Annotated in this window: 13 protein-coding genes; 7 read left to right on the top strand and 6 right to left on the bottom strand. The window is 61.7% G+C overall.

What is annotated here, in order from left to right:
• The first annotated feature begins 3 nt into the window (after nt 1–3).
• From HCZ87_RS05355 to HCZ87_RS05335, 5 genes are all read left to right on the top strand, one after another.
• Nucleotides 4–1,200, top strand: a complete 1,197-nt coding sequence (locus HCZ87_RS05355; protein ID WP_167642738.1) for an acyl-CoA dehydrogenase family protein — start codon at nt 4–6, stop codon at nt 1,198–1,200.
• A 3-nt stretch (nt 1,201–1,203) separates the two neighbouring features.
• The gene (locus tag HCZ87_RS05350) at nt 1,204–2,307 is read left to right on the top strand and encodes an acyl-CoA dehydrogenase family protein (protein ID WP_167642737.1); all 1,104 of its coding nucleotides are present in this window, start codon (nt 1,204–1,206) and stop codon (nt 2,305–2,307) included.
• Nucleotides 2,304–2,723: a PaaI family thioesterase gene (locus HCZ87_RS05345; RefSeq protein ID WP_167642736.1), complete on the top strand. Its 420-nt coding sequence runs from the start codon at nt 2,304–2,306 to the stop codon at nt 2,721–2,723. The genes HCZ87_RS05350 and HCZ87_RS05345 overlap by 4 nt, the downstream gene beginning before the upstream one ends.
• Nucleotides 2,720–4,225, top strand: coding sequence for a class I adenylate-forming enzyme family protein (locus tag HCZ87_RS05340; RefSeq protein WP_167642735.1), 1,506 nt, complete (start codon nt 2,720–2,722; stop codon nt 4,223–4,225). The genes HCZ87_RS05345 and HCZ87_RS05340 overlap by 4 nt, the downstream gene beginning before the upstream one ends.
• Before the next feature lie 116 nt (nt 4,226–4,341).
• Nucleotides 4,342–5,247, top strand: a complete 906-nt coding sequence (locus HCZ87_RS05335) for an alpha/beta hydrolase (protein ID WP_167642734.1) — start codon at nt 4,342–4,344, stop codon at nt 5,245–5,247.
• Here HCZ87_RS05335 and HCZ87_RS05330 read toward each other — a convergent pair.
• The 4 genes from HCZ87_RS05330 to HCZ87_RS05315 form a co-directional block, all read right to left on the bottom strand.
• The gene (locus tag HCZ87_RS05330; RefSeq protein WP_167642733.1) at nt 5,192–5,752 is read right to left on the bottom strand and encodes a DUF3833 domain-containing protein; all 561 of its coding nucleotides are present in this window, start codon (nt 5,750–5,752) and stop codon (nt 5,192–5,194) included. The genes HCZ87_RS05335 and HCZ87_RS05330 overlap by 56 nt on opposite strands.
• Nucleotides 5,749–6,975, bottom strand: coding sequence for an MFS transporter (locus tag HCZ87_RS05325; protein WP_167642732.1), 1,227 nt, complete (start codon nt 6,973–6,975; stop codon nt 5,749–5,751). The genes HCZ87_RS05330 and HCZ87_RS05325 overlap by 4 nt, the downstream gene beginning before the upstream one ends.
• 132 nt (nt 6,976–7,107) lie before the next feature.
• Nucleotides 7,108–8,265 carry a cyclopropane-fatty-acyl-phospholipid synthase family protein gene (locus tag HCZ87_RS05320; RefSeq protein ID WP_167642731.1) on the bottom strand — a complete coding sequence of 386 codons (1,158 nt, stop codon included), beginning with the start codon at nt 8,263–8,265 and terminating at the stop codon, nt 7,108–7,110.
• The gene (locus HCZ87_RS05315; protein ID WP_167642771.1) at nt 8,216–9,547 is read right to left on the bottom strand and encodes an NAD(P)/FAD-dependent oxidoreductase; all 1,332 of its coding nucleotides are present in this window, start codon (nt 9,545–9,547) and stop codon (nt 8,216–8,218) included. Before HCZ87_RS05315 ends, HCZ87_RS05320 begins: the two co-directional genes overlap by 50 nt.
• 125 nt (nt 9,548–9,672) lie before the next feature.
• Between HCZ87_RS05315 and HCZ87_RS05310 the strand changes: the two genes are divergently transcribed.
• Nucleotides 9,673–10,443, top strand: coding sequence for a DUF1365 domain-containing protein (locus tag HCZ87_RS05310; protein ID WP_167642730.1), 771 nt, complete (start codon nt 9,673–9,675; stop codon nt 10,441–10,443).
• Nucleotides 10,440–11,165, top strand: a complete 726-nt coding sequence (locus HCZ87_RS05305) for an SDR family oxidoreductase (RefSeq protein ID WP_167642729.1) — start codon at nt 10,440–10,442, stop codon at nt 11,163–11,165. The genes HCZ87_RS05310 and HCZ87_RS05305 overlap by 4 nt, the downstream gene beginning before the upstream one ends.
• A gap of 148 nt (nt 11,166–11,313) precedes the next feature.
• On the opposite strand, the gene HCZ87_RS05300 is transcribed toward HCZ87_RS05305, so the two are convergent.
• On the bottom strand, nt 11,314–11,949 hold the full coding sequence (locus tag HCZ87_RS05300; protein ID WP_167642728.1) for a ChrR family anti-sigma-E factor: 636 nt from the start codon (nt 11,947–11,949) through the stop codon (nt 11,314–11,316).
• Nucleotides 11,946–12,581, bottom strand: coding sequence for a sigma-70 family RNA polymerase sigma factor (locus HCZ87_RS05295; protein WP_167642727.1), 636 nt, complete (start codon nt 12,579–12,581; stop codon nt 11,946–11,948). The genes HCZ87_RS05300 and HCZ87_RS05295 overlap by 4 nt, the downstream gene beginning before the upstream one ends.
• Nucleotides 12,582–12,724: the final 143 nt, after the last annotated feature.

Here is a 12,724-nt window from a genome sequence, read left to right as displayed (position 1 = left end):
CCCATGGATCTTAGCTATTCCGCTGAACAACTCGCCTTTCACGAGACCGTCCGCACTTTCCTGCGCGACAAGCTGCCAGAGCGCCTGTCGCTGAAGGTGGCTTCTGGTAAACGCCTGACAAAGCAGGATTTTGAAGAGTGGCACGCGATCCTGAACCAGCAGGGTTGGCTCGGTGTCAACTGGCCGACAGAGCATGGCGGCACCGGCTGGGACGCGGTGCAGCGCCATATCTTCGAAGAGGAAACCACCCGCGCCAACGCCCCGCGCATCGTGCCCTTTGGCGTTGCGATGCTGGGTCCGGTGCTGATGAAATTCGGCTCCGACGCACAAAAGGCGCATTACCTGCCGCGCATCCTCAACGGTGATGACTGGTGGTGCCAGGGCTATTCCGAACCGGGCGCCGGATCGGATCTGGCCAATGTGCAGACCAGCGCGGTGCGGGACGGCGATCACTACGTCGTCAACGGCCAGAAGACCTGGACCACCCTTGGCCAGCATGCCAACATGATTTTCTGCCTGGTGCGCACCTCGCGCGAGGGCAAGCGGCAAGAGGGGATTTCCTTCCTGCTGATCGACATGAACACCCCCGGCATCGAGGTCCGCCCCATCGTGCTGATCGACGGCGAACCGGAGGTAAACGAGGTCTGGTTCAAAGATGTGCGCGTGCCCGCCGAAAACCTTGTCGGCACCGAAAACATGGGCTGGACCTATGCCAAATACCTGCTGACACACGAGCGCACCAATATCGCCGGTGTCGGCTTTGCCCGCGCCGGGCTGGCGGCACTGAAACGCATCGCGGGCGAGCAAACCCACCATGGTAAGCCGCTGATCGAAAACCCGTTTTTCGCCGCCAAACTTGCCGAGGTGGAAATCGACCTGATGGCCATGGCCACCACAAACCTGCGCACCATCGCCGCCGCCGCATCCGGTCAGGCACCGGGGGCCGAAAGCTCGATGCTGAAGGTCAAGGGCACGGTTATTCGCCAGCAAATCAATGCCTTGACCAAACAGGCGGTTGGCCCCTACGCCGCGCCCTTTGTCTCGGAACAGCTGGACGAGGGCAGCAATCTGGACCCCATCGGCCCGGACTATGCGCTGCCTGCCACCCAGGCCTATCTGAACAACCGGAAACTCTCGATCTACGGCGGCTCCAACGAGGTGCAGCGCGCGATCATTTCCAAAGCCATTCTGGAGCTCTGACCGATGGATTTCAAACTCACCGAAGAACGCCAGATGTTGCAGGACAGCCTGCGCCGCATCCTGTCGGACACCACCGACCATGAAAGCATTGCCAAGGCGACCGACAGCATCACCGGTCTCGACCCGGAGCTCTGGGAACAGCTGGTGGAGATGGGCCTGCCCGGCGCGATGTTCACCGAGGACGAGGGAGGCTTTGGCGGTGCTGGTTTTGACATCATGGTCGTGGCCGAGGAACTGGGCCGCGCCGGCCTGCCGTCGCCGCTGATCGACAGCGCGCTGCTGTCTGGCACCGTCCTTGCCTCCACCCGCCCCGCGCTGGTGGAGGAGATCATCGCGGGCCGTATCATCGCCTTCGCCCATGCCGAGCCCGACTCGCGCTATGAGCTGTCACAGGTGTCCACCACCGCGCAGCAGAGCGGCGATGGCTGGGTGCTGAAGGGCAGCAAGGCCGTGGTCCACAATGCCGCCGCCGCCGAGACCTGCATTGTCAGCGCCCGCCTCGCTGGCGCGACGGACGCCGCCGAGGGCATCGGCCTCTTCCTGGTGCCGACCGACGCCATGCAGATGCGCGACTATCCCCTGCATGGCGGTGGCCGTGCCGCGGAACTGGTGCTGGATGTCACGCTCGACGCCGACGCGCGGCTGACGGAGGACGGCTTTGCCCTGATCCAGACCGCACAGGCCCGCGCCAGTGCCGCGCAATGCGCCGAGGCGCTTGGCCTGATGGAAACCATCAAGGCCCTGACCGTCGATTACCTGCGCCAGCGTCGCCAGTTCGGCCAGCCCATCGGCAAATTCCAGGCCCTGCAACACCGTATGGCGGATGTGCTGATCGAGATCGAGCAGGTCCGTTCGGCTGTCATCAACCTCTGTGGTCACCTCGACGCCCCCGAGCGCGAGCTGCATGTTTCGGCTGCCAAGAACCTTGTTGGCCGCACCGCGCGGCTGGTGGTCGAAGAGTCGATCCAGATGCATGGCGGTATCGGCATGACGATGGAATACGCCCTTGGCCATTTCGCCAAACGCCTCAGCATGGTTGATCATCGCTTTGGCGACGCGGATTACCACCTTGAGCGCTTCATCGCCCTGGCACAGAGCGCCGCATGATCGAGGAGATCCGCAACGAGACCGGCGCCCAGCAGACGCTTGGCTATGTGCTCACCATCGGTCACGAGGATGGCTGCGCCCGCTGCCATCTGGACGTGACCGGGGCGCATACCAACCGCCACGATGTGCTGCATGGCGGCATTGCCGCGACGCTGCTGGACAATGCCATGGGCGCCACCTGTTCGCTGACCGTCGATGAAAGCGCCCGCACACCGTTCCTGACCATCTCGATGGCGACGCAGTTCATGGCGCCCGTCATGGCCGGCACCCGTGTCACCGCCACCGCGCGCATCACCGGCGGCGGTCGGTCCATCCTGTTCCTGGCGGCGGATCTGGTGGATGAAACCGGCGTGCTGATCGCCTCGGCCACCGGCGTGTTCAAACGCGCGCGGCTTCAGAAAGGAGGCGACGCATGACGCCATCCCGTATTCACCACCTGCTGGACCAGAACCTGGCCACGCGCTCAGAACGCCCCGCAATCCGGGATTGCGACGGTGAAACCTATAGCTGGGGCGCCTATGCCGCCCTCGTGCAGGAGGCAGAGACCCTGCTGCGTGATCGTGGCGCCGCCCCGGGCGAGCGGGTGCTGGTCGTGGGGGAAAACTGCCTCTCCCTGCCGGTTCTGATCAACGCCTGTTCGCGCATCGGCGTCTGGGCCGTGCCGGTCAACGCGCGCATGTCCAGCGCCGAAATCGCCCGGATCAAGACCCACGCGCGGCCCGTGCTCACGCTCTATACCTCGCATATTTCGCCCGAGGCGGCCGCCCATGCAGGATCGGCCGAGGCTCTGGACACCGGCTTTGGCAGGCTCCGGTTTGAACCCGGCACGCCCGACCCCGAGCCGATCCCGGATGAGGCCGACGCCCCTGCGATCCTGCTCTATACCACCGGGACCACCGGCGATCCCAAGGGCGTGATGCTCAGCCACGCCAACCTGCTGTTTGCCGCGCAGGCGTCGGTTGGGCTGCGGGATCTCACCGCCGAGGATCACGTTTATGGCGGGCTGCCCCTAACCCATGTGTTTGGCGTTGCCTCCATGCTGATGGCCTCTGCCCAGGTCGGCGCGATGGTGGAGCTGGTGACGCGGTTTGATCCGGCCAGGCTCTATTCCGCGCTGCTGGACGGGGTGACCGTGCTGCCTGCGGTGCCTCAGATGCATGCGCTGTTGATGGCCTATGCCGAGAAGCAGGGTATTTCGCGGCTGGAAAACGCCAAACTGCGCTATGTCTCCTCCGGCGCGGCCCCGCTTGATCCAGCCTGGAAGCGCAAGGCCGAGGCCTTTTACGGGCTGCCGTTGCAGAACGGCTATGGCATGACCGAAAGCACCGCCGGTGTCTCTGGCACGCGCAACGCCATTGGCGATCCTGATACCTCGGTCGGGCCGCCGCTGCCAGGTGTCGAGGTCACGCTGGACCTGGCCCTCGGCGAAGACCCGGAGGTCGGCGAGGTGCTGACCCGTGGTGCGCATGTGATGACCGGCTATTTCCGCAACCCCGAGGCCACCGCGCAAGCGATCACGGATGGCTGGCTGCGCACCGGTGATCTGGGACGGTTTGACGATCAGGGGCGTCTGCACATCGTTGGGCGCTCAAAGGAGCTGATCATCCGCGGCGGGTTCAATGTCTACCCCCCCGAGGTGGAGGCGGCGCTGAACGATCACCCCGCCGTGGTGCAATGCGCCGTGATCGGACGCCCCGCGCATGGCGACGAGGAGATCCTGGCCTTTGTTCAGCCAACAGCCCCCGGAGCCACGGATGCTGCGACATTAAGGTCTTTTGTCGCCGAACGCCTGGCCGGGTATAAACGCCCGTCACGCATCTTTGTTGTCGAGACCCTCCCGGCTGCGGCCACCGGCAAGATCCTGAAACATCAGCTGCTGACCCGGTTCGCCGCGCTTCTGGACAGCAGCGAGGCATGACGCAAGATGCCGCCGCGCCTTGGCCGGTCAGGCATCACCCATGCAATGCAAACCGGCTGTGCGCCTCCTGACAAGGAAACGCACAGCTGACCAGCAACAGGACAGTGGCACGCCCGATGACGGAGGTTCACGCAGAGGATATTCAGTTCGCCGCGCGCGACGGCTGGCCTCTGGTGGGCACGCTCTACCGGGGGCGGGATGTGCCGCACTATGGGGTGCTGATATCCGCTGGAACCGGTTTTCCACGACGGTTTTACCGCCACATCGCGGGCTACCTCGCCGCCCGGGGTGCGATGGTGCTGACCTATGATTATCGGGGCATCGCCGAGTCGCGCAACGGCGACGAGGGCTTTGATCAGATCGACTACACCGATTGGGGAAGCCTTGACCTGCCCAGCGCGATTGACACGCTGCGCCACCAGGCCAAGGGGCTGCCGCTGACACATATCGGGCATAGTGTCGGTGGCCATTTCCTGGGTCTTGCCGCCAATCAAATTGAATTATCGCGACATGCTTTTATCGGTGTCGGCAGCGGCTATTGGGGCGCGCACCATCTGTGGTACATTCCACTGGAGCTGTATTTCTGGTGGGGGCTTGGGCCCTATTCGCTGTTGCGATACAAGCAGATAATGCCGATCGGAGGCTGGAGCGGCGAAGCCTTGCCGCCGCGCCTGTTTCGCACCTGGCGGCGGTGGTGCCAGCGTCCCGGGTATTTGCGCCGCGACCTTGCATCAGCATCGCAGCTGCAATCCTATGCCGAGGTCACGGCCCCGATCCGCTCCTGGGTCTTCTCCGACGATCCCATCGCCACGCGCAAAAGCGCCCCAGACCTGCTCGCCCTCTATCCCAATGCATCGAGCGAGCTCGCCTTTCGCAGGCCACGCGACCTCGGCCTGCGCCGCATCGGCCACGCGGGGGGCTTTCTGCCGGGGCGAGAGAGGCTTTGGGAAGAGGTCGCGGCCTGGCTCAGCGCTGGGCCTCGGGATCCGGGCGCATGGTTGCGATCAGCTCCGCCACCTTGATGCCAAACATGCGCATCTCTGACTTGTTCATGATGACGCCGCTTTCGGTCAGATACAGCCAGTCGGTTGCTGTCAGCGTATGACCGCCTGACTCCTTTGGCAGAACGATCTGGTAGTCCATTCTGATCGTCGATCCCGAAACCACGCCCTGCGCCTCGCCAATGATATCATCAGCCGTGCCGGTGAAGGTGTTGTTAGCGCCCATTTTCAGGGACCATTCACGACGTTGTTGTTTGCCGTTTGAATAGGTGAACTCCTCGCTCAGGGTGCCCGTGTCGCCGTCCCATTCGCCGACCATTCTGGCAACGAAACTGTTCGTCATCTTGCCGGTTGGACCGAAGATCACACCTTCGGACCGGATTTCACCGTTCAGGTGGGTCTGCAAGGAGAAGGCAGGGCTGGTATCGGCGTAATCTGCCGGGGTCTGCGCGCGAAAGCTGAAGAACATGGACTTTGCCGCCATGACCAAGATGACAAGCAGAAGCAGGGCCGTAATGAGTTTCATTTGGTTGGCTCCTCGGTGGGAAGCGCCATGACGAGTGCCAGGGCGCCGAGTTTCAGGATGCAGGGAATGACGGCGTAGGAGATATTCAATGTCTTCAAGGCTTCGGCACTGTTTGTCCCGCCAGGAATGAAGCCACTGTGTTCAAGAACGGGAAGAACCGCGAAAGCCGCCAGGGCAAGACCAAGTTTGCCCGCAAAGGACCAGATGCCGAACGCCAGCGAGGCCTTGAGACCCGCGTGGGTCAGGGCCACAGAGAACATTGCGGGCAGGATGACCATATCGGCCCCCAAGGCGGCACCGGAGGCCAGGCAGATCAGCGCAAATCCTGCCAGATTGCCGGGTGCCAGCAACGCCGCCCCCACAAAACCGAGGATTGCCAGAGGCATCGCGATCAGCAACGTGGTCTTGGGGCCCATCTTCTGGCTCAGCCGGGTCCAGAGCGGCACGCTGAGCCCTGCGCTGAGAAAGAACAGCACCAAAAGGGGGCCGGCCTTGCCTGGCAGCAGAAGACGGTCTTCGACGAAGAACAAGAACAAGGTTGATGTGATCGCCACGGGCAGGCTGTTGACCAACGCCAGAATAAGAAGCCGTAGCGCGCCAGCCTGGCGCAGGCCCTCCATGGAAAGCCTGTCTCCCAGGACGACAGGACGGCGCCAGATCGGCAAGGTGATCGCGGCAATGCCAAGGGCCATGGCGCCAAGAAACAGACCGAAGGCCTGGTATCCTTGTCCGCCAGCCCCGAGGGCGACGAAGATGGCCGGGGCAATGGCCGCAATCACCACGCCGGCAAGCATGCCCCCCTCGCGAAAGGATGCCAGCGTCATCAGGGCCTGGGGTGTCGGCGAGGCTGCCAGAGTGGCGCTGCGCCCATAGAGGAGGATCATGCCCAGGCTGTAGGCGGAGAAGAGCAGCACGAGGATGACGACCAGGCGTGGCACCACCTGTGGTCCGGGCTGGGCGGTAAAGAGCAACGGAAAGCCGATCGCCAACCCAAGTGCTGCGATGCTTGCAAACAGGCTTTGTGCACGCGGCCAGCGGTCGATTGCCCAGCCGATCAGCGGGTCCTGCACAAGATCGACCAGCCGGATTGCAAACAGGATGGTGCCGATCACGCCCAGACCGAGCCCAAGCTCGATCGACGCAAATCGCGGCAAATGGATATAGAGCGGAATGCCAGCCGCGGCCAGCATCAGCGCATAGAGGCTGACACGCGGATACAGCATCATGCGTCTTTCGGCGTGCGGCTAAAGGCGTTCGACTCGCTGGCGTCGCCCCAAGAGAGCGCCCGGGCGCGGGTCTTGCCCCAGAGGCCTGCCCCCATGGGCAATGCAAGCCATGCAGACGGGCAGATAAAGCTAGGCATGGGCCAACTCCACCTGAACGACATCGGTGTGACCCACGGCAAAGGAGGCCGCGCAAATCTCCAGATAATATTGCCAGTTGCGAAAGAAGCGCTCGTCATATCCCATTTCTGAAATGCGATGCTTCTGCGCGGCGAGACGCTCGGCCCAGGTGCGACAGGTTCGGGCATAGTCCCGGCCGAAGGCAAAGCTGTCGCGAACGGTGAAACCCGCGGTCTTGGCCTGGGCGGCGATCACACTGTCAGACAGCAACATGCCACCGGGAAAGACGTATTGGCGGATGTAGTCGGAGGAGGATTTGTAGGTGTCAAAGAAACTGTCTTTGACGGTAATCGCTTGCAAAAGAACGCGCCCGCCTTCTGCGAGGTTGCGCTTGAGGGTGGCAAAATAGCTGGGCCAATAGCGCTCTCCGACCGCTTCGATCATCTCGATCGAAACGATGTTGTCGTATTGGCCATTTATGTCGCGGTAGTCGCGCAGCTGGATATCGGCGCGGCCATCAAGTCGGCACTCGGCATAGCTATGCTGAGTGCGCGATATGGTTACGCCGGTCACGTCACGCCCTTCTTCGCTGGCATGTTCCGCAAATCCGCCCCATCCGCAGCCGATTTCGAGCGTGCGCTCTCCGCTCCCGAGCCGCGACAGCGCGCGCGCGTTCTTGCGGGTTTGCGCACGGTTCAGATCGTCATCGGCTTGTTCATAGAGGCCGGAGGAATATGTCATTCCTTCGTCCAGCCACAGTGCGTAAAACTCGTTGCCCACATCGTAATGGGCGCGGATGTTCTTACGGGAACCGCGACGTGAATTGGCCCGCAACACGGTATCGACCAGGCGGAACTTGGCCTTGTTGAATGGGTTGGCCTGATCGAATGTGCCCAGATAATCGCGGTTGCGCATGGCAAGGGCCACCAGCGCTTCGACCGAGGGCGTATCCCAGAGACCCTGAACATAGGTTTCGCCAAGACCCACCTGGCCATGGGCGGCCAGGGCCGAGACCGCAGACCAGTCGCGGATAACCATTTCCGCCTCGGGGCCGGAGTGCCCAAAGTGATATCGCTCGCCTTCCGGGGTGCGCAGCGTCAGTTGCCCGTCACGCAGCCGTTCACAAGTGGACAGGAAATTCGATTTCAGGGCTTTGTTGGTTAAACGCATTTTCCATTCCTTTGAATTGGCGACGGTCATTCAGGGCGCGCACGATGCGCATCGCGCTGGCGATCCCATCCTCGTGAAATCCGTGCCGGTTCCACGCGCCGGCAAACCACGTCCGGTTGCGTCCCTGCATGTCGCGAATGTCGCGCTGTGCCTTGATGGCAGCCTTGTCAAACATCGGGTGCGCAAAATGCGCCACGTCATAGACCATGTCCTGCGGGATTTCGGTGGACGGGTTCAGGGTGACGAAAAGCGGGTCCGACTCCGGGATGCTTTGAAGGCGGTTCATCCAATAGGTCAGGCCGATATTGCCGTCTTGCGAGCGATAGGCCCAGCTCGACCAGCAGGCACGACGCCGGGGCATCTGATTTGCGTCACAATGCAAAACAGCGGTGTTTGGTTGATACCGAATACTGCCCAGCGCGTCGGTTTCGGCTTGCGTGGCGTCTTTGCCCAAAATTTGCAGCGCCTGATCCGAGTGGCAGGCCAGGATGATCTCGTCAAAGGAGGCCGAAAGGCCATGGTCAGCAAAGAGGCGTACCTCCTGGGCGTCGCGCTGGACATGGCGCACCGGCGTATCGGTGCGAATGATGCACCCCCGGGCGCGAAGCGCGGCGTCCAGGCGGCGTATATATTCGATGCTGCCGCCCTTCACCGTCCACCACTGGTGTTTGCCCGAACCGGCCAAGAGCGCATGATTTCGGAAAAACCGCACCAGCGATTTCGCCGGGAAACGGTCCACATCCTCAACCGGTGTTGACCAGATCGCACCGCACATTGGCATCAAATAGTTGTTGCGGAACCACGTGCCGAGGCCGAGCTCCTCGACCAGTTCACCGATGGTCTTTTCATCATCGGTGGCGGCAGCTTCGGCGCGTTTTCCAAAACGGATGATGTCCGCGATCATCTTGTAGAACTGTGGCCGCATCAAGTTGCTCTTTTGGGCAGTGATGGCGCCCATGCTGCTCAGCCCGTATTCCAGCTGACCGTCGTTGATGCTGGCGCCAAAGCTCATTTCGCTTTTGATCACCGGGACGTCGAGATCACGAAACAGCCGCGTCAGGAAAGGATAGGTGACGTAATTGAAAACGATGAACCCGGTATCGACCGGCTGGTCGCCGTTCTTGCCTGCCATCACGGTGCGGGCGTGCCCACCCAATCGAGGTGCCGCTTCGAAAAGGGTGACGTCGTGGAAGGGGGCCAGATAATAGGCCGCCGACAGGCCGGAGATCCCTCCGCCAACAATTGCGATCTTCTTTCTTGGGCCGTGGGTCTGATCGAACATACCGTCCTCAACTTTGCAGCGTAATGAAGCTGTTACGCTGGGGGCGTCAGGTCGGATCAATAAAACCCGAAAGATCGCCAGTCTTTTCAGATCCAAAAGCGGCGCGCTGGCGTATAGAAGGTATGATGCTCGAACATATACAGGCCCGAACCCTTCATGCCCGGCGCGGAAAGCTGAAGAACACATTCAGCTATGGCGTTGATTTCGTGTTGACCGATCTCAGTGCCAAGACCCCGTGGCTGATGTCGCGCAACCGGTTCAATCTCTGGTCACTGTGGGATCGTCAGCACGGCGGAGCGCGGGGCGGCGGGCGTGGTCTGGCGTGGTTTGAGCAGGTTCTGCAAGAGCGCGGTTTCGACACCAAGGGCGCAGAGCTTTTGTTGCTGACCCAGCCCAGCTTCCTGTGGTTCCATTTCAACCCAGTCAGCTTTTGGATTGCGCTGGTGGATGGCAGGCCACGGGCCTTTGTTGCGGAGGTGAACAGCACCTTCGGCCAGAGGCACTGCTATTTCTGCGCCCATGAGGATTTTCGCCCGATCGAACGCAGCGACGCGCTGATCGCCGAGAAGCTGATGCATGTCTCGCCCTTTCAGGAAATCGCCGGTCACTACCGGTTTCATTTCGGTTTCAGCGACGCGCGGATAGATATTCGCATTGTCTTTGAAAATGAGGATCAAGGTGTCTTGGCGACCTTGTCAGGAAACCGGCATGTGGCGACAAACGGCTCACTTCTGTGGGCCGCGCTTCGCCGCCCCTTGGGCGCGGTCCGGGTCTTGACGCTGATTCATTGGCAGGCCGCGATCCTCTATCTGAAACGCGCGCCATTTCTTCGGAAACAACCTGCGCCGTCGGTCTTGATGAGCGACAGCCAACCTTTGGGTGAGGTCAGCAAATGAATGATTTTTTCGGCAAGACTTACTGGCTCATCGGGGCAAGCGAGGGCCTGGGGCGGGCGCTGGCGAAACGGTTGGACGCGCAAGGCGCCCATCTGATCCTGTCGGCACGCAATACAGAGCGGCTGGACTCCCTGCGGGCGGAGTTGAGCAATGCGACCGTGCTTGCACTGGATGTGACCGATGTTGATGAGGTGCGGCAGGCGGCCCAAGTGGCGGGAGATGTGGATGGGGGGATCTACAATGTCGGCACCTACGAGCCCATGCGCACAACGGCCTGGGACAGCGAAACCGCGTTGACCATGGCCGATGTCAATTTCACCGGTGCGATGCGTGTCCTGGGGGAAGTGGTGCCTGCAATGGTCGCGCGGGATCGCGGTGATATCACCCTGATCGGCTCGCTTGCCGGCTATCGTGGCTTGCCCGCGTCGATCGGATATGCCGCCAGCAAGGCCGCAGTGGTGAGCCTTGCCGAAACCATGCGCTTTGACCTCAGGGGAACGGGCATCGTGGTGCGCCTGGTCAACCCCGGTTTTATCAAGACCCGCCTCACGCGAAAAAACACCTTTCGCATGCCCATGCTGATGACGCCCGAGGATGCGGCGGACCGCGTGATAAAGGCGATGTCGAAGCGCCGTTTTCGCACCGATTTCCCGGCGCCTTTTTCCTGGGCGATCCGCGCGCTGGCGATGCTGCCGGACTGGCTGGTGTATCGCGGCAAATAGCGCCTTCACCACAACGTGCTGGAACCCAGCGCAAGATTGGTCCGAAGGCGCGGCGCGCGTGGGGAGCTCCTCCTCATGTCCAACACATCCCGACGAAAAGAAAGCCGCCAAAGGGACGGCTTCCGACACAGGTCACGTGCGGCTGGGGCTAAATTCGGAACAGCGGCTGCAACAGCCGTGGCACCAGCGCACGAAAACGCAATCGCGCGTCCGTTGCCGCCAGGCAGATACAGGGGTCTCCATCGTCGGCAACCGGCGTATGCTCTAGGTGTTCGTCGGCAATCTCGACATCGCCAACGCCAAATCGGCCGGTTTCGTCGCTGAAGCTGCCTTGCAGCACCAACGTCAGTTCCAACCCGTTATGGCCGTGATCGGGCACCGCCTGTCCCGGCGGGATGTAGAGCAGTCGGACAGAGCCGCTCGGGTCCGCGGCCAGGATATCCTGACGGACCCCCATGCCCAGTGTTTTCCAACGCAGTGCACGGCCTCTCAATGCTTCCATGACCGGGCCGGGAAAGATGCCTTTTCGCTCAAACACCGGCTCTGGTGTGAACGGCGCGTCCAGCCGTGCCAGCAGGTCGCGCTTCAACGCAGGGGAAACCGCGACAGAAGGTGTCTCTTCAAGAATGGCACCGCCAACCGCCTGATGCGCGCCCAAAGCCGCCCGGCACTGCTCACACATTGAAACATGGCTGGCCACAGCGACCGCGAAGGCATGCGGAAGGGTGCCGGCCGCATAGGAGGCCAACATGGCATCGGGGACATGATGGGTTATGGCACTCATGATTTGAGGTCCTTTAACTCGTGTCTGAGGCGCTCCAGTCCAAGCCGGATGCGCGACTTAATTGTTCCAAGCGGCAGACCGGTCTGCGCACTGATCTCCTGATGAGTCAGCTCGCCAAGATAGGCCTGTTCAATGATCTCGCGTTGTTCGGGCTTGAGCGCGGCAAGCGCGTGCCTCAACTGCCCGGCTTCCTGTTCCAGGCCGAGGATCTGGCTGGCGTCGGGTTCCGTCCCCGGCTCTTCCTTCAGCTCCTCGGGCATGGGGCGGTTTTCCTTGCGGGCGATGTCAATCTGACGGTTTCGGGCGATCTGATAGATCCAGGCCGAGACCTGAGCGCGATGCGGATCGAACTGCGCTGCCTTGCGCCAGATTGTCAGCATCACGTCCTGCACGATTTCTTCGGCCTGATGTGCGGAGGCTCCAGAGCGCATGATGAAGCCTTTTAGCTTGGGCGCAAAGGCATCGAATAGAGCGGCAAATGCGGCGCGGTCCCGATTGTCCCGCACGGCAATCATCCATCGGGTCTGCTGCGAAATCTCGATCTTGCTTTTCGACACAGGTATTCTTTCATGACGTTGCGCCAGCCCAGGCCGCCGTTCGGCGTATCTTGTGTCAAGAATTTCGTTCAGCATACCCCGGCTACGGCAAAGCCTGCGTCCCGGATCACTTTTTCTGACGAAGCCTGCACAGAATCCAGCGTCTGGACTTCGGTAACGGGGGCGTCCCAGTCAAGCCGTTTTTCGCAGAACAATTGATCCGCCATAGCGGTTCCTTT

Origin of the sequence: Phaeobacter sp. HF9A, assembly GCF_011806385.1 — a bacterium.
GTDB lineage: Bacteria > Pseudomonadota > Alphaproteobacteria > Rhodobacterales > Rhodobacteraceae > Epibacterium.
Note: the sequence above shows the minus strand (reverse complement) of the source record. Positions and strands in the feature narration are given on the sequence as shown.